Raw genomic sequence first — 16232 nt, forward strand, 5'->3', positions numbered from 1 at the left:
CGCGCCGTGCGCGCCGCTCAACACGGTGTCGATTCGCTGCCCTGGTCCCACTGCAGATCGGCGCCGCTTTTACCCGCGACCGAATAGAGCGCGCCGGGCGCATTGCGGGTGTGCTGAAACGCTTCGAGGGTCTGCCCGCGCATTGCCGCGTAGATGTGCAGGTTCGATACGCCGGTTACCGCGCCGAGTTTTTCCAGCATGAAGAAGATCACGCCATGGTGGAGCAGTCCGCGCCAGTCGCGCCGCCTGATCAGGTCGCGCTCTTCGTCGGAGAGGCCGGCCGCTTCGAAGCTCGCTTCCGGGTCGCGCATGAAGGCTTCGCGATGCGCGGGCTCGATCATCCGGTGCAGGTAGTCGTTGATCCGGTAGCGCGAGACGGCCCGCTCGATCGTGAACGGCAAGGTGCCGGGCAATTGCTCGACGCCGCGCGTCTGCACGGCGATCCGCTCGCGCTGGCGTTCGGCGATCTGCGCGGCGAGCGGCGCGTCGGCCGTATCGGCGCCTTCGTAGATCGCCGTGGCGATGCCGGTCATCGACGGCAGGTAGTAGCTGCGATGCCGGCAGATCACGTTCGACGGCAGCGCGCCGCGCATCGTGAGCCACATCACGACCTCCGCGCCTTCGAAGCCGCCGAGCGTCGCGTAATCGGCAAGCGTCATGTCGGCAAGCGGCTCGGGGTCGTGCTCGAACAGATCGAGAAAACGCGCATCCCATTCGGGGTTGTTGAAGCCGGCGCGCTCGCCGTGGACCTGATGCGACAGCCCGCCGGTCGCGACGATGGCCACGTTCAGGTCTTCCGGGTAGCTCTCGATCGCGCGCCGCAGCGCCTGCCCCAGCTTGTAGAAGCGCCGCGCGGACGGCACCGGCACCTGCAGCACACCCATCTGCAGCGGGATCAGTCGGACCGGCCACGCGGGTGCGTGAGGGCAGAGCATCGACAGCGGCGAGAATGCGCCGTGGTCGAGCGCGCGGTTCTGGAAAAACGACATGTCGAATTCATCGCACATCAGCGAACGTCCGATGTGCGCAGCGAGTTCCGGATGCCCCTGTACCGGGGGCAGGTCGCGCGCGCCGCCGCCTTCGTCGGCGACCTGCCATGCGGCGCCGACGCCGAGCGTGAAGGCCGAGTAGTGGTCGAAGAAGAATGACGTGACGTGATCGTTGTAGATCAGCAGCAGCACGTCGGGACGCTTGTCCGCAAGCCACTGCGCGAGCGGTGCGAAGTTCTCGAAAATCGGCTTCCAGACCGGGTCGTCGCGTTTGTTCTTGTCGTACGCGAAGCCGATGGTCGGGGTATGCGAGGCGGCGAGACCGCCGATGATGCGAGCCATGTCTGTCTCTCCTGAATGAGGTGCGTCGCGATGCACCGGCGTTGCCGGGACGCCGCGGTGTGCGGCATGGCGCGGGGCGGCGGAGCGCGTTCGGCTCGGGCGGGCGCGGCTGCGCGCTGACGATGCTGAACCATACGCCGCGCGCAAGCGGAGGGAAATGCACGTTCCGCCGTGGTCGCACGGCGATAAATGCAGGAAGCGGGCGACCGCGGACCCTCCGCGGGGCGCCGGACAATTCGTCTGAGGCAGATGGGACAAGCGTTCGCGCGCGATCGGCCGGGCCCGCGCGCGCGCCTCCGGCCATCCTGGCTGCCGGGTGCGCCGATAAACGGATGAGATAGCCCTTTAAGCAGTTGGCAAGACTGCGGGCAACCGGTGCGTGCGGCGGATCGTCAGAACACCTTGCAGACTTCGTGCAGCAGATCGAGTCTGCGTTCGGGCTCGGCCACATAGGGATTCGTTTCGTCCCATGCGTAGCCGGCAAGTATCGCGGCGATCATGCGGCGGATCAGCGCGGTCTGGCGCGGATAGAAGATGATGTCCTGCAGCGCGCCCGTGTACCACCGCTCGACGAACGCGCGGAACGTGTCGATGCCCTTGCGCAGCGGTGCGTCGTACTCCGCGTGCCAGTCGACGGGCTCGCCGTTGAACTGCCGTTCGAGCGTTTTGGCGGCCAGATGCGCGGAGCGCAACGCGATCGTCACGCCGGACGAGAACACCGGATCGAGAAATTCGCCGGCATTGCCCAGCAACGCGTAGCCCGGTCCGTGCAGGCGCGCGACGTTGGCCGCGTAACCGCCGATATGGCGCACGGGCATCAGGAACGGGGCGGTGCCGATCAGCCGGTTGAGGGTCGGTTCCTGCTGGATCAGCGCGCGCAGCTGGGCGTCGCGCTCCTGCTCGGAGCCGTCGATGAACGCGGAGTCCGCGACGCATCCGACCGACGAGCGTCCGCCGGCGAGCGGGATCATCCAGAACCAGACGTCGCGCCGCTCGGGATGGGTCGCGACGCAGATCTTGTTGCGGTCGATGGCATCGAGCGGCAGGCCGTCGCGCACGTGCGTGAAGAGCGCCGCGCGCGTCGGCATCCGCGTGGGCGTCTCCAGCTCCAGCAGACGCGGCAGCACGCGGCCAAAGCCGCTTGCATCGAGCACGTGGAGAGCCTGTACGCGGTACGTGCGGTTCTGTTCGTCCATGACGTCGAGCGTGGGTGCGGCGCCGGGCTGCATCGCACGCACCGTGTGCCCGAACCGGACCTGCGCGCCCTGCTGCGCCGCGCAGCGGATCAGCAGGTCGTCGAATGCCGCGCGTTCGACCTGGTAGGTGGTGCCCCAGCCGGGCGTGTGCTTGTCGCGGAAGTCGATCGACGACGACTGGTCGCGCCAGACGAAATGGGCGCCGTTCTTGTACTGGAAGCCGGCTTCGACGACGGCCTGCAGCATGCCGGCCTCTTCGAGGTAGACCATGCTCTGCGGCAACAGGCTTTCGCCGATCGAGAAGCGCGGAAACGTCTGCCGTTCGAGCACCAGCACCGAGCGGCCGGCCCGGCGCAACAGCGCCGCGGCGACGGCGCCCGCTGGTCCTGCGCCGATGATGGCTACGTCGACGATCTCGTTCCGTGTGGTATCGACAGTCACTGTGTCCTCGAACGGTTGGGTTGGGCGGACGGTGCGATCGCGGTCCGCAGCCGCATTATCCCGCAGGCGGCGGCCCGGCCGGCCCGCCGCGCGTGCGCCGTGCCGTGTAATGCGCCAGCACGGTCCGCGCCGCCCGAACGATACAGTTTGGCTGTGCCAGGGGGGCCTGTATCGGGAATCCCCGGATGCGCGCCGATACAGTCAGTCGTCACGTCTTCGGCGCGCGCGCCGTTTCCATCTATTCCGGTTCCCGACTCAAGATCATACGAGGCCAGCACATGAATGCACTGAACGAATCCGACCCGCTCGCGCGCCGCGCGCCGCCCCACTTCATCAACGGGGAGGCGGTGGGGGGAGGCAGCGGGCGGGAGGCGGAGGTGTTCAATCCTGCGCTGGGCGCGGTGAGCGCGCGGGTGCCGCTGGCGAACGAGGCGGAGGTGGGGGCGGCGGTGGCGGCGGCGCAGGCGGCGTTTCGCGGCTGGAGCGAGACTGCGCCGATCCGTCGCGCGCGGGTGCTGTTCCGCTTCAAGGAACTGCTGGACCGTCACCAGGACGAGCTCGCGGAGCTGATCACGCGCGAGCACGGCAAGGTGTTCTCCGACGCGAAGGGCGAGGTGATGCGCGGCATCGAGGTGGTGGAGTTCGCGTGCGGGATCCCGAACCTGCTGAAGACGGACTTCACGGACCAGATCGGCGGGGGGATCGACAACTGGAACCTGCGCCAGCCGCTGGGGGTGGTGGCGGGGATCACGCCGTTCAACTTTCCGATGATGGTGCCGTGCTGGATGTTTCCGGTCGCGCTGGCGTGCGGCAACACGTTCGTGCTCAAGCCGTCGGAGCGGGACCCGTCGGCGTCGGTGCGGCTCGCGCAGCTGCTGAAGGAGGCGGGGCTGCCCGACGGGGTGTTCAACGTGGTGCACGGCGACAAGGAGGCGGTGGATGCGCTGATCGCGCATCCGGAGGTGGCGGCGCTGTCGTTCGTGGGCTCGACGCCGATCGCGCGCTACATCCATGCGCAGGCGTCGCGGCGGGGCAAGCGGGTGCAGGCGCTGGGCGGGGCGAAGAACCATCTGGTGGTGATGCCGGATGCGGACCTGGAGCAGGCGGTGGACGCGCTGATGGGGGCGGCATACGGCTCGGCGGGCGAGCGCTGCATGGCGATCTCGGTGGCGGTGGCGGTGGGACACGTCGCGGACGAGCTGGTGGCGCGGCTCGCGCCGCGGGTGAAGGCGCTGCGCGTGGGCAACGGGATGGAGGGGGCGTCGGAGATGGGTCCGCTGGTGACGGGGGCGCATCGGGCGAAGGTGGAGGGCTACATCGAGGCGGGGGAGGCCGAAGGGGCGGCGCTGGTGGTGGACGGCCGTGGCCTGCGGGTGGCGGGGCACGAGGAGGGTTTTTTCCTCGGGGGCACGCTGTTCGACCGGGTGAGTGCGCAGATGAAGATCTACCGTGAGGAGATCTTCGGCCCGGTGCTGTGCGTGGTGCGGGTGCCGGATTTCGCGTCGGCGGTGGAGCTGGTGAACGGGCACGAGTTCGGCAACGGGGTGTCGCTGTTCACGTCGGACGGCGGGGTGGCGCGCGCGTTCTCGCGGCAGATCCAGGTGGGGATGGTGGGGATCAACGTGCCGATTCCGGTGCCGATGGCGTGGCACTCGTTCGGGGGCTGGAAGCAGTCGCTGTTCGGGGATCATCACGCGTACGGCGAGGAGGGGGTGCGCTTTTACACGCGCTACAAGAGCATCATGCAGCGCTGGCCGGACAGCATCGCGAAGGGCGCCGAGTTTGCGATGCCGGTTGCGAAGTAGGGCGTGCCGCGCGCACGGCGCGCGTAAAGGTGAGCTTATCCGGGAGCCGGACTGCGACGGCGCATCGGTGCGATGTCCGTCGCCGGGGGCTTCACCGCCTGGCGCAGGGTGTCGCGCTGCGCGCGACGGCGTGGATGCGCAGACGCGCTGTGCAGCGCACGCTAGTGCACGCGCATGTCACGCCTGCCCATGCGTCGCACCCGCGGTGGAATATCAATCGGCTCAGGTACTTGCGGTGCTTGCCCGCATGTTATTCACACCCTTGCAAACAGATTCTGTGGACAATTCGCGGCGTCGCGTGCACGGACTGCCAATAGGGGCGTCGCGCGGCGGCTGTCGAGGGTGAGCGTCTTCGACGTGCCACGCCACCACGCCGCGGTGCAATGCGTCCACGAAGGTGAGGCTTTTCGGGAGTGATGCGGCATCCGCTGGCGATCCTCACCGGCCGCGACAGGTGAGTGTTTGCGGGAGCCGCGCGGCGCGTGAGAAATGCGGGGAATGCGTTACGCGATTTCGCGGATATCGGCGACCGGCGTCTGGCCGAACGCGTCGCTGAGCGCGTAGGCGACCAGCTTGGCCGCCGACTGCTCCGGCGATGCCAGTTGTCCGCTGCGCTTCAGTTCGTCGAAGCGTTCGCGCAACGGGAACTGTTCAAGGCTGCTGCCGCGGATCTCGGCCTGCATTTGCGTATCGACGACGCCCGGCGCGACGCTGCAGATCCGCAGCGCGGTGCTGGCATCGAGCGCGACTGCGCGCGCGTGATGATCGAGCGCCGCCTTGGTCGCGCAGTACACGCTCCAGCCCGCGTACGCGTTGCGGCCCGCGCCGCTCGAAATGTGCACGATGCGGCGATCGGACGCCGAAGCGCCGGCGCTCGCAAACGCGCTGGCGAGCATCAGCGGCGTCGCGACGTTCAGACTGACCGCGTGCGCAACGGCATGCGCGGACTGCGCGTCGACCGGCCCGACCGGCTGCACGGTGCCGGCGTTATTGAACAGCAGCACGGTATGCGCGCCCTCCAGGAAGCGGCCCAGGCTGTTGCCCGCGATCCATGCGGCGACTTGCGCCGTGTCTGCAAGGTCGAGTTCGACCTCTTCGAGCGTGTGCGCGAAGCGCTGCGTCAATGCCTGATTGCGCGAGCGCGATAGCGCAAGCACAGGGATGTTCTGGGTGAGCAGCGCTTCGGCGAGGGCCGCACCGAGGCCGCGGGTATGGCCGGTGACAACGGCGCGCGTGATGGAGGAGGACATGGCGGTCGGCTCAATGGGCGAAGAAGAGCGCTCATTTTCTCACGCATGCGGATGCGCTGCCGCGCCGCGGTCAATGGTGAGGAAAACCAGGGACGGCTGCCTCACGCTGCGTGCTCCGGCCGCGGTGGCGGAATGGAAGCGGGTGCGCGCTCCCGAAAACGCTCACCTTACGATCTTCCGTTGCGAGGCGGGCGGCGTTTCCGGCTTGGGATGACGGACACGGTGCGGCGTCGGGTGAGCTTTTTCGGGAGTCGATGACCGGTGCGGTGCGGCACTGCGGTGTTCATCACGAATCGCGACGGACGATGCCCTCGCCGGGCGGCGGGGCGCGAGAACGCATCCGGTGCCTGCGCAGGTGTCCCCGCGCGAGAGTGATGCTGCGTCAATGACCTGGCGCATGTGTCAGATCGTTGTCCACAGCCTTACGAACAGAATCTGTGGATAACGTGGCCCGCCGTGTCGGAGCATCGGGAATTTGCGCTGTGCGAAGCGTCGCCCAGATCATTCGGAGTGCCAGGAATCATTTCTTGGAAAACAGGTGTCATGACGCCGACATGACGCTCCATTCATCCGCGCAGTGCCCGGTGGCGCAGGCTGCACCGGGTTCCAGGCCCGTCAAGCCGCGCCGGCCACAACACCCGCCGCGCTTCTGCGCGCGGGCGTGCCGATGTCATGTCCGCGCGCGCCGCCGCTGCATCCTGTCACGCTTCGAGCGTTCCGACCGCGTTGTCTTCCTGCGATTGCACGTGCAGAACCGCGTCGCGTTTGTCGAGCAGATGCTGCCGCAGAATCGCGCTCAGCCGCTTGCCGTCGCGCGCTTCGAGCGCTTCGAGCATTTCGCCGTGGTCGTGAATCGCGCGGTCCCATTTCGGCGTCGAGAAGTTCGAACGGAAGCGCAGGGCCTGCAGGCGCCGGTTGACCGCAATATAGGTCTGACGCAGTGCCGAATTGCGCGCGGCCTCGTTGATCTTGTCGTGAATCGTCTGGTTGCGGCTGTAGTAACCCGCGAGATCGTTCTGCGCGCGGCACGCGAGCATCGCGTAATGCAGCGCCTTGATCTCGGCCAGTTCGACCGCCGTGATCCGCTCCGCGGCCAGCTCGCCCGAAAACGCTTCCAGCCCGCTCATCAGCTCGAAGGTTTCGCGCAGCTCCGCCTCCGTCATCTTCGACACGGTCGCGCCGCGATTCGGCCAGAGTTCGATCAGCCCTTCGGCGGCCAGCACCTTCAGCGCTTCGCGCAGCGGCGTGCGCGAGATGCCGAGGGTCTCGCACAGCTCGCGCTCGTTCAGCTTCTTGCCCGGTTCGAGCACGCCTTCGACGATAAACCGCCGGATATGCTCGACGACCGTGTCGTGCAGGCGCTGCCGTTCGACCTTCGGCATCAGCGCGGACGTGGCGGTGCCGGGATCCAAACCCGAATTTTGCATACAAAAATCCTCATTTCCCATTGGCGCTAATTTTATCGGAACTGTCGTCCGACAGGAAGACCGTACATACAAGAAGGGTAAACACCGGTGCCGCACCGCGAATTTTGTCTTGGGACGCAGCCGATCGTCTGTTATAGTTTTTTGAATGCAAAATTCAAACGGAGATGTTCCATGCTGAAACTTGACTTCCATCCCGCCGGCCGCCACTTCCTGCAGATTCCGGGGCCGAGCCCCGTGCCCGACCGCATCCTGCGGGCGATGAGCTATCCGACCATCGACCATCGCGGTCCCGAGTTCGGCGAACTCGGCCTGAAGGTGCTCGACGGCATCAAGAAGATCTTCAAGACCCAGCAGCCGGTGGTGATCTATCCGGCTTCGGGTACCGGCGCGTGGGAGGCGGCATTGTCCAACACGCTGAGCCCCGGCGACACGGTGCTGATGTACGAAACCGGCCACTTCGCGACGCTCTGGAAAAAGATGGCCGAGAGCCTCGGCCTGAAGCCGGAGTTTATCGGCTTGCCGGGCATCGAGGGCTGGCGCCGCGGCGTGCAGCCGCAGATGATCGAAGCGCGTCTGCGCGAAGACACGCAGCACGCGATCAAGGCAGTGTGCGTCGTGCACAACGAAACGTCGACCGGCGTCACGTCCGACATCGCCGCGGTGCGCCGCGCGATCGACGCGGCCGGACACCCGGCGCTGCTGCTGGTCGATACGATCTCGGGTCTTGCGAGCGCCGACTATCGCCATGACGAATGGGGCGTCGACGTGACCGTGTCCGGCTCGCAGAAAGGGCTGATGCTGCCGCCGGGCATCAGCTTCAACGCGGTGTCGAAAAAGGCGCTCGCGGCGAGCCGCGACGCGAAGCTGCCGCGCAGCTTCTGGGAATGGACCGAGATCATCGAAATGAACAAGAGCGGCTACTGGCCGTACACGCCGAACACGAACCTGCTGTACGGCCTGTCCGAAGCGCTCGACATGATTCTCGGCGAAGGGCTCGACAACGTGTTCGCGCGCCACCAGCGTCTCGCCGAAGCGTGCCGCCGCGCGGTGCATGCGTGGGGGCTCGAGGTCCAGTGCGCGGATCCGTTGGTGTACAGCCCGGTGCTGACCGGCGTGATGATGCCCGAAGGCATCGACGCGGATGCGGTGCGCAAGACGATCTATGAACACTTCGACATGTCGCTCGGCACCGGCCTCGGCAAGATGAAGGGACGCATGTTCCGCATCGGCCACCTCGGCGACTGCAACGACCTCACGCTGCTCGGCACGCTGGCCGGCTGCGAAATGGGCCTGAAGCTCGCGGGTGTGCCGATTGCGGCAAGCGGCCTGCCGGCCGCGATGGAGTGGCTCACGTCCCAGGCCCATCGGGCCGGGCTGAAAGCCGCCGCCTGAACGCGGCGCCGGGCGGCCGTGAATCCGGACGCCGCGGCGCAGGCGCGACAGGCCTGCGTCGCGGCGCGACGGCCCGCTTCTCGCGGCGAGCGCGAGACATAACCAGTCGGCTCGCTTTCGCGGCGCGGTCGATGCAAGCAATGGAGACGAACGATGAAGCGGTTTCGTGTGAGCAGTGCGACCAGCGTCGTGCTATTGATGCTGTGCGTCATGTATTTCATCACCTACCTTGACCGGGTCAACGTCAGCACGGCAGCCGCTGGCTTCGGCAAGGAGTTCCAGCTGTCTCATACGGAGATCGGTCTCGTCTTCTCCGCCTTCGCATATCCGTATTTGCTCTTTCAGGTCATCGGCGGCTGGATCAGCGACCGCTTCGGCGCACGCCGCACGCTGCTCGCATGCGGCGTCGTGTGGGCCGCGGGCACGATCCTGACCGGGATGGCCGGCGGTCTCATGGCGCTGATCGTCGCTCGCGTGATTCTCGGCTTCGGCGAGGGCGCGACGTTCCCGGCCTCCACCTCCGCGATGTCGCGCTGGGTCGCGAAAGAGCGGCGCGGCTTTGCGCAGGGCATCACGCACGCGGCCTCGCGCATCGGCAACGCGGTGGCGCCCGCGGTCGTTGTCGTGGTGATGGCGAATTACGGCTGGCGCGCGTCGTTCTATGTATGCGGTGCGCTCAGCCTGATGTGGGTCGTGCTGTGGGCATTCAGCTTCACCGAGCATCCGAAGGATCACCCGCGCATCACTGCCGGCGAACTCGCGATCCTGCCGCCGCCGAAAGCCAAGGCTGCCCCCGTCGCATGGGGGCCGCTGTTTCGCCGCATGCTGCCGGTCACGATCGTCTACTTCTGCTATGGCTGGACGCTGTGGCTGTTTCTGGGCTGGATTCCGCAATATTTCCTGCACAACTACCATCTCAACCTGAAGCACTCGGCGCTCTTCTCGTCGACGGTGTTCTTTGCCGGCGTGCTCGGCGATTCGCTCGGCGGTGTCGTGACCGATCGCATCTATACGGCCACCGGCAGCCTGAAGCGTGCGCGTAGCTGGATGGTGTCGATCTGCATGCTGTGCGCGTTCGCCGCGCTCGTGCCGCTGATGCTGTTCCACAACCTCGAAGTGTCGATCATCTCGCTGTCCGCCGGATTCTTCTTCTCGGAGATGACGATCGGGCCGATGTGGTCAGTGCCGATGGACATCGCGCCGCACAGCGCAGGCACCGCCAGCGGCATGATGAACACCGGTTCGGCGCTTGCCGCGATCATCTCGCCGGTGGTCGGCGGTTTCCTGATCGACCGCTTCGGCAACTGGCAACTGCCGTTCATCGGCAGCATGGTGCTGATGGCCTGCGGCGTCGTGCTGGCGTTCCGCATGCAGCCGGAGCGGCGCTTCGACCAGGAGCCGGGCGACGCGGCGCGCGCGGCCACCGGGGCCAAAGCCTGAGCGAGCGTCCTTCTGTTTCAACCGGACTGTACTTTTCATGACGACGACTGAACTTGCTCCCCTCGGCGCGCGCCTCGCGGCGGCGCGCGCAACGCACACCACGCTCGACAGCCTGCCGTCCGGGCAGATTCCGCCGGATGCCGCGGCTGCCTATGCGGTCCAGGACGAGGTGCTGCGCGCGGCCGGCGCGCGTATCGGCGGCTGGAAGATCGGCGCCAAATCGCAAACCGGTCCGGTGCAAGGGGCGCCCTTGCCGGCCGGCGACGTCCATGCCAGCGGCGCGTCGCTGCCGCGCGCGGCGTTTGCGCCGCTCGGGCTCGAACTGGAGATCGCCTTTCGCTTCGGCCGCCGGTTCGAGCCCTCCGCCGCACCCTACAGCGACGCCGAGGTGCAAGCCGCGATCGCATCGTTTGGCGCGACGATCGAGATCGTCGCCAGCCGCTTTGCCGGCTGGCCGAACATCGACAAGCTCGCGCAACTCGCGGACCTGCAGAACAACGGCGCGCTCGCGGTCGGCACATTTTCGCCGTATCGCGACGACTATCCGTTCGCGGCACCCGCGCTGCGCTTCACGTTCGACGGCCATCCCGTGCCGCACGAAACGCCGGCCAATCCGGCCGGCGATCCGCGCCGGCTGCTGCCGTGGCTCGTGAATCACTGCACCGTCGAGCGGGGCATCGCCGTGACGCCGGAGATGGTGATCACGACGGGCTCGTACACGGGCATGTTCTTCCCGCGAGGCGCGGGTACGGCGAGCGGACGCATCGAAGGGCTGGAGCCCGTCGAAATCACGCTTTACTAAGGATTGCTACGGAATCAGGCGATGTCGAATAACGCTTCCTCCCTGCTGGTCAAGCCGGTTCATCTGGTGCCGTCCACGCGCCGGCCGACCACGCCGCTCGCGACCCGGCTGCGCAGCGCGCTGCGCGGCGACGTGCTGTTCGATGCCGCAAGCCGCGGCCGCTACGCAACCGATGCATCGATCTATCAGATCATGCCGGTCGGCGTCGTGGTGCCGCGCGACCAGGACGACCTGCGCATCGCGCTCGACGTCGCGCGTAGCGAAAACGTGCCGCTGCTCGCGCGCGGCGGGGGCACCAGCCAGTGCGGGCAGACGGTCGGCGAAGCGCTGGTCGTCGATACCAGCAAGTGGCTGAACAACATCGTCGCGTTCGACGCCGAGTCGCGCACCGTGACGGTCGAGCCGGGCGTCGTGCTCGATCATCTGAACGCGTGGCTCAGGCCGCATGGGCTGTGGTTCCCGGTGGACGTGTCGACGGCCGCGCAGTGCACGATCGGCGGGATGGCCGGCAACAATTCGTGCGGCTCGCGCTCGATCGAATACGGCAACATGGTGCACAACGTCGATGCGATCGACGCGATTCTCGCCGACGGCAGCGAAGCGCATTTCGCGTCGCTGCGCACCGCGCCGCAGGGTGCGCGGCTGCAGCAGATCGTCGAGGGCGTGACGCGGATCGCGGCGCGCGAGCGCGACGAGATCGTCGAGCGCATCCCGAAGGTGCTGCGGCGGGTGGCCGGCTACAACATCGACCTGTTCGACTGCCAGAATCCGCGCGCGTATACCGGCGACGGTTTCGCGAATCTCGCGCATCTGCTGGTCGGCTCCGAGGGCACGCTCGCGTTCAGCCGGCAACTGACGCTGAAGCTCGCGCCGCTGCCTGCGCACAAGGTGCTCGGCGTCGTGAACTTCCCGACCTTCTGGCAGGCGATGGATCTCACGCAGCACATCGTCACGCTGAAGCCGGTGGCGGTCGAACTGGTCGACCGCACGATGATCGATCTCGCGATCGGCAATCCCGCGTTCCGGCCGGTGATCGAAGGCGCGCTCGTCGGGCGGCCGGAAGCGATCCTGCTGGTCGAGTTCGCCGGCGAGGACCACGCCGCGCAACTCGCCAGCCTGCGCCGGCTCACCGAGCTGATGGCCGATCTCGGGCTGCCCGGCTCGGTCGTGGCGATGCCCGACGCGTCCGCTCAGAAGGCGCTGTGGGAAGTCCGCAAGGCGGGGCTGAACATCATGATGAGCATGAAGGGCGACGGCAAGCCGGTGTCCTTCATCGAAGACTGCGCGGTGCCGCTCGAACATCTCGCCGAATACACCGGCAAGCTGACCGAGGTGTTTCACCGGCACGGCACCGAAGGCACGTGGTACGCGCATGCGAGCGTCGGCACGCTGCACGTGCGGCCGATTCTCGACATGCGGCGCGACGGTGCGCAGAAAATGCGCGCGATCGCCGAGGAAGCAGCCGTGCTCGTGCGCGAATACAAGGGCGCGTACTCGGGCGAGCATGGCGACGGCCTGTGCCGCGGCGAGTGGGTGGCCTGGCAGTACGGGCCGCGCCTGAACCGCGCGTTCGGCGAAATCAAGGCGCTGTTCGATCCCGACAACCGCTTCAATCCGGACAAGATCGTGCGCCCGCCGAAGATGGACGAGGCCCGCAACTTCCGCTTTGCGCCCGGCTATCGCGAGCGCGCGATGCAGCCCGCGCTCGACTGGTCCGCATGGAATGTCCAACGCGATCCGCTGAGCGGCGTCGAAACCGCGCCGGGCAGCGGCAGCGATCTGTCCGCGGGGCTCGCGAAAGCCGTCGAGATGTGCAACAACAACGGCCATTGCCGCAAGTTCGACGCGGGCACGATGTGCCCGAGCTACCGCGTGACGAAGGACGAACAGCATCTGACGCGCGGCCGCGCGAACACGCTGCGCCTGGCGATCTCCGGCCAGCTCGGCGAGGACGGGCTCGCCAGCGACGACGTGAAAGACACGCTCGACCTGTGCGTGTCCTGCAAGGGCTGCCGGCGCGACTGCCCGACCGGCGTCGACATGGCGAAGTTCAAGATCGAGGCGCGCGCCGCCCGCGTGAAGAAGCACGGCCTCACGCTGCGCGAGCGGATGGTCGCGTTCATGCCGCGCTACGCGCCGCTTGCGGGCAAGCTGCCGGGCCTCGTCGCGCTGGCCGATCGCGTGCCGCTGCTCTCGCCCTGGTTCAAGCGCGCGCTCGGCTTCGCGCCGCAGCGCTCGCTGCCGCGCTTTCGCACGCCGTTCCTCGCCGGCGCGCGCACGACGCGCACGCAGGCTGCGGCCGGCGGCGCACAGAAGGAAGTGCTGCTGTTCGTCGATACCTTCAACAATCATATGGAGCCGGAGAACGCGCGCGCGGCGCAACGCGTGCTCGAAGCGGCCGGCTATACGGTGCATTTCAACACGCGGGCCGGCGAGCGCCCGTTGTGCTGCGGCCGGACGTTCCTCGCAGCAGGGCTCGTGGACGAGGCGAAGGCGGAGGCACGCCGCCTGCTCGATACGCTTGGCCCGTTCGTCGAACGCGGTGTGGCGGTGGTCGGGCTCGAACCGTCGTGTCTGCTGTCGCTGCGCGACGAGTTCCTGCAGTACGGCTTCGGCGACGCGGCGCAGCGGCTCGCGAAATCGGCGTTCCTGTTCGAGGAGTTCCTCGTGAACGAGCACAAGGCCGGCCGTCTGCAACTCGATCTGAGGGCGCTGCCGGAGGAAAGCGCGCTCGTGCACGGGCATTGTCACCAGAAGGCGTTCGACGCGTTCACGCCGGTCCAGACCGTGCTGAAGTGGATTCCGGGGCTGAAGGTGTCGACGGTCGAGTCGTCGTGCTGCGGGATGGCGGGCAGTTTCGGCTACGAGGCCGAGCATTACGCGAGCTCGATCGCGATGGCCGAGCTGTCGTTGCTGCCGGCCGTGCGCAAGCTCGACGGCAAGACGCTGATGGTGGCCGACGGCACCAGTTGCCGCCATCAGATTCACGACGGCGCCGCGGTGGATGCGATGCACGTGGCGCGGGTGCTCGAACGCGCGCTGAAGTAATACCCGCCGGACCGGCCGCGGTCCCCGCGGTCTATGCGGTCTATGCGGTCTATGCGGGCTATGCGGTCTATGCGGTCTATGCGGTCTATGCGGCGCGCAGCGCCTGCCGGTAAGCGGCGGGCGCTGCGCCCACCGCTTCGCGGAAACGGTGGCTGAAGTGGCTTGCGTTCGCATAGCCGCACTGCGCGGCCACCTGCGCGAGCGGCAGGGCGGTCGTGCGCAGCAGCGTGCGCGCGCGCTCGACGCGTTGCTGCGCGATCCATGCGGCCGGCGGCAGGCCGAACGACACGCGGAACATCCGCGCGAGGTGATACGCCGACAGGTTCGCGAGCCCGGCGAGTTCGCCGAGCGTGAGCGGCTGCGTCAGATGGGCGTCGACGTACTCGTGCAGCCGGCGCCGCGTCGCCGCGCTCAGCCCGCCCTTGAGCGCAAGGCCGGCGCGCCGCACGCCCTGCGAGCGCAGTAGCAGGCTCATGATCTCGTGTGCGGTTTCGTTGCTGCGCAAGCGCCCGTCCGCATCGTCCCAGGGGGTTTCCACAAGCGACTGGCAGCGCTGCGCGATGCGCGCGTCTTCGAAATAGGTGCGGTCGGCGAGCGTGATCTCGCGCGGTTCGAGGTCGAGTTCGTGGACGGCGCGCTGGGCGAAATGGTCGGGCAGAAAGTACAGATGCACGAAATGCATCTGCCCGCGCACCCACCACCGCGATTCGTGATCGCCGGGCAGCGCGCACAGCCGGGTGGGCGCGCCGTAGCGGCCCGGCAGTTTCTGCCGCTCGGTGCGATAGCCGCCGTCCAGATAGCACGACAGCGTGTGATGGCCCGGCTGATCGTAGACGGTCTCGGCTTCCTGCGTGTAGCGGCTCCATTCGGCCACGGCGAGCTGGTCGCCGAGCCATGCGAAGCGTTCGAGCTTCGCGTTTGCGTCGGCGAGCGTCCGGCATACCGACTGCAGGCCGAATGGCGGCTCGGCGGCAGCGGGTACGAGCGGCGCGGAAAGCGGTGGATTCACGGGTCGATGACGGGGCGGATAACAGGTTTTCAGTATAAAGCGCGCGTCCCGCCGCGCGGCTCGCGCGCGAAAAAGTGCGCAATCCTGGACAACTGCGGCGCGCTGCGGCCGCGCACAGTGGGGATCCGGTTGAACCCAGCGGTTTTCGCCATGAATCTGTTTCTCTACGTCACCACCGTGCTGATCTGGGGCACGACATGGATCGCGATCAAATGGCAGCTTGGCGTCGTGGCGCCGCCCGTGTCGATCGCGTGGCGCTTCTGGATCGCGGCGCTGCTGACGTTCGCGTTGCTGCGTGTGCTGCGCCGGCCGTTGTGGCCGCCGCGCGCCGCGTGGCGCTTTCTTGTTGCGCAGGGCGTCGCCCTGTTCTGTCTGAACTTTCTGTGCTTCTACTACGCGGAACGGGTCGTGCCGAGCGGACTCGTCGCGGTGGTGTTTTCGGTTGCGCCGCTGCTCAATTCGCTCAACGGGCGGCTGTTCATGGGACGGCCGCTGCAGCCGTCCGCGATTGCCGGCGCGCTGCTCGGCCTGGCGGGGATCGTCTGCCTGTTCGTGCAGCAGATGGCGGGTCACCTCGGCGATCACGCGGAACTGATCGGCCTCGCGGTCGCGTTTCTCGGCACGCTGTGTTTCTCGACCGGCAGCCTGCTGTCGAGCCGGATGCAGTCGATGGGCCTCCATCCGCTCGTCACCAACAGCTGGGCCATGCTGATCGGCGCGTCGATCCTCACCGTCGGCAGCGCGTGCGCGGGCTACCGCTTCCAGATCGAGCCGGATGCACGCTATCTCGGCGCGCTCGCGTACCTCGGCGTGTTCGGCTCGGTGGTCGGCTTCACCGCGTATCTGACGCTGGTGGGCCGGATCGGCCCCGAGCGGGCGGCGTATTGCACCGTGCTGTTTCCGGTCGTCGCGCTGGCGTTGTCGACCGTGTACGAAGGGTATCGATGGTCGCCGCTGGCGGTGCTGGGACTCGTGCTGGTGCTGGGCGGCAACCTGGTCGCGTTCGGCTGGGCGAACCGCTTCGTCGCGCGGCGCATCGGCTTGCCGTAGACGTGGGCCCGGCGGCGTCAAAAGGTGAGCCTTTTCGGGAT

Annotated in this window: 11 protein-coding genes; 6 read left to right on the forward strand and 5 right to left on the reverse strand. The window is 67.5% G+C overall.

Annotation, left to right across the window (positions count from 1 at the left end):
- Positions 1-17: 17 nt before the first annotated feature.
- Both AC3AP7_RS17745 and AC3AP7_RS17750 read right to left on the reverse strand, forming a co-directional pair.
- Positions 18-1331, reverse strand: a complete 1314-nt coding sequence (locus AC3AP7_RS17745) for a gallate dioxygenase (protein ID WP_487363896.1) — start codon at positions 1329-1331, stop codon at positions 18-20.
- 392 nt (positions 1332-1723) lie between these two features.
- The gene (locus tag AC3AP7_RS17750; RefSeq protein ID WP_487363897.1) at positions 1724-2968 is read right to left on the reverse strand and encodes an NAD(P)/FAD-dependent oxidoreductase; all 1245 of its coding nucleotides are present in this window, start codon (positions 2966-2968) and stop codon (positions 1724-1726) included.
- Between the two features lie 278 nt (positions 2969-3246).
- Here AC3AP7_RS17750 and mmsA point away from each other — a divergent pair, with 278 nt between their 5' ends.
- A complete protein-coding gene (mmsA, locus tag AC3AP7_RS17755; protein WP_487363898.1) occupies positions 3247-4773 on the forward strand; it encodes a CoA-acylating methylmalonate-semialdehyde dehydrogenase in 1527 nt (508 codons plus the stop codon).
- 503 nt (positions 4774-5276) lie between these two features.
- Here the strand turns inward: mmsA and AC3AP7_RS17760 are convergent.
- Both AC3AP7_RS17760 and AC3AP7_RS17765 read right to left on the reverse strand, forming a co-directional pair.
- Positions 5277-6023, reverse strand: a complete 747-nt coding sequence (locus AC3AP7_RS17760; RefSeq protein WP_487363899.1) for an SDR family oxidoreductase — start codon at positions 6021-6023, stop codon at positions 5277-5279.
- A gap of 701 nt (positions 6024-6724) precedes the next feature.
- On the reverse strand, positions 6725-7450 hold the full coding sequence (locus tag AC3AP7_RS17765) for a GntR family transcriptional regulator (protein ID WP_487363900.1): 726 nt from the start codon (positions 7448-7450) through the stop codon (positions 6725-6727).
- Between the two features lie 171 nt (positions 7451-7621).
- On the opposite strand from AC3AP7_RS17765, the gene AC3AP7_RS17770 reads away from it, so the two are divergent.
- The 4 genes from AC3AP7_RS17770 (at position 7622) to AC3AP7_RS17785 (ending at position 14132) form a co-directional block, all read left to right on the forward strand.
- Positions 7622-8842, forward strand: coding sequence for a pyridoxal-phosphate-dependent aminotransferase family protein (locus AC3AP7_RS17770; RefSeq protein WP_487363901.1), 1221 nt, complete (start codon positions 7622-7624; stop codon positions 8840-8842).
- Positions 8843-8995: 153 nt separating this feature from the next.
- Positions 8996-10282, forward strand: a complete 1287-nt coding sequence (locus AC3AP7_RS17775; protein ID WP_487363902.1) for an MFS transporter — start codon at positions 8996-8998, stop codon at positions 10280-10282.
- A gap of 37 nt (positions 10283-10319) precedes the next feature.
- A complete protein-coding gene (locus tag AC3AP7_RS17780; RefSeq protein ID WP_487363903.1) occupies positions 10320-11084 on the forward strand; it encodes a 2-keto-4-pentenoate hydratase in 765 nt (254 codons plus the stop codon).
- Between the two features lie 21 nt (positions 11085-11105).
- Positions 11106-14132 (forward strand): FAD-binding and (Fe-S)-binding domain-containing protein, encoded by a 3027-nt coding sequence (locus AC3AP7_RS17785; protein ID WP_487363904.1) that lies wholly within the window; start codon positions 11106-11108, stop codon positions 14130-14132.
- 85 nt (positions 14133-14217) lie between these two features.
- Here AC3AP7_RS17785 and AC3AP7_RS17790 read toward each other — a convergent pair whose 3' ends face one another.
- Positions 14218-15141: a helix-turn-helix domain-containing protein gene (locus AC3AP7_RS17790; protein ID WP_487363905.1), complete on the reverse strand. Its 924-nt coding sequence runs from the start codon at positions 15139-15141 to the stop codon at positions 14218-14220.
- Between the two features lie 150 nt (positions 15142-15291).
- Between AC3AP7_RS17790 and AC3AP7_RS17795 the strand changes: the two genes are divergently transcribed.
- The gene (locus tag AC3AP7_RS17795; RefSeq protein WP_487363906.1) at positions 15292-16191 is read left to right on the forward strand and encodes a DMT family transporter; all 900 of its coding nucleotides are present in this window, start codon (positions 15292-15294) and stop codon (positions 16189-16191) included.
- Positions 16192-16232: the final 41 nt, after the last annotated feature.

Source organism: Paraburkholderia sp. PAMB 6770 (assembly GCF_057748135.1).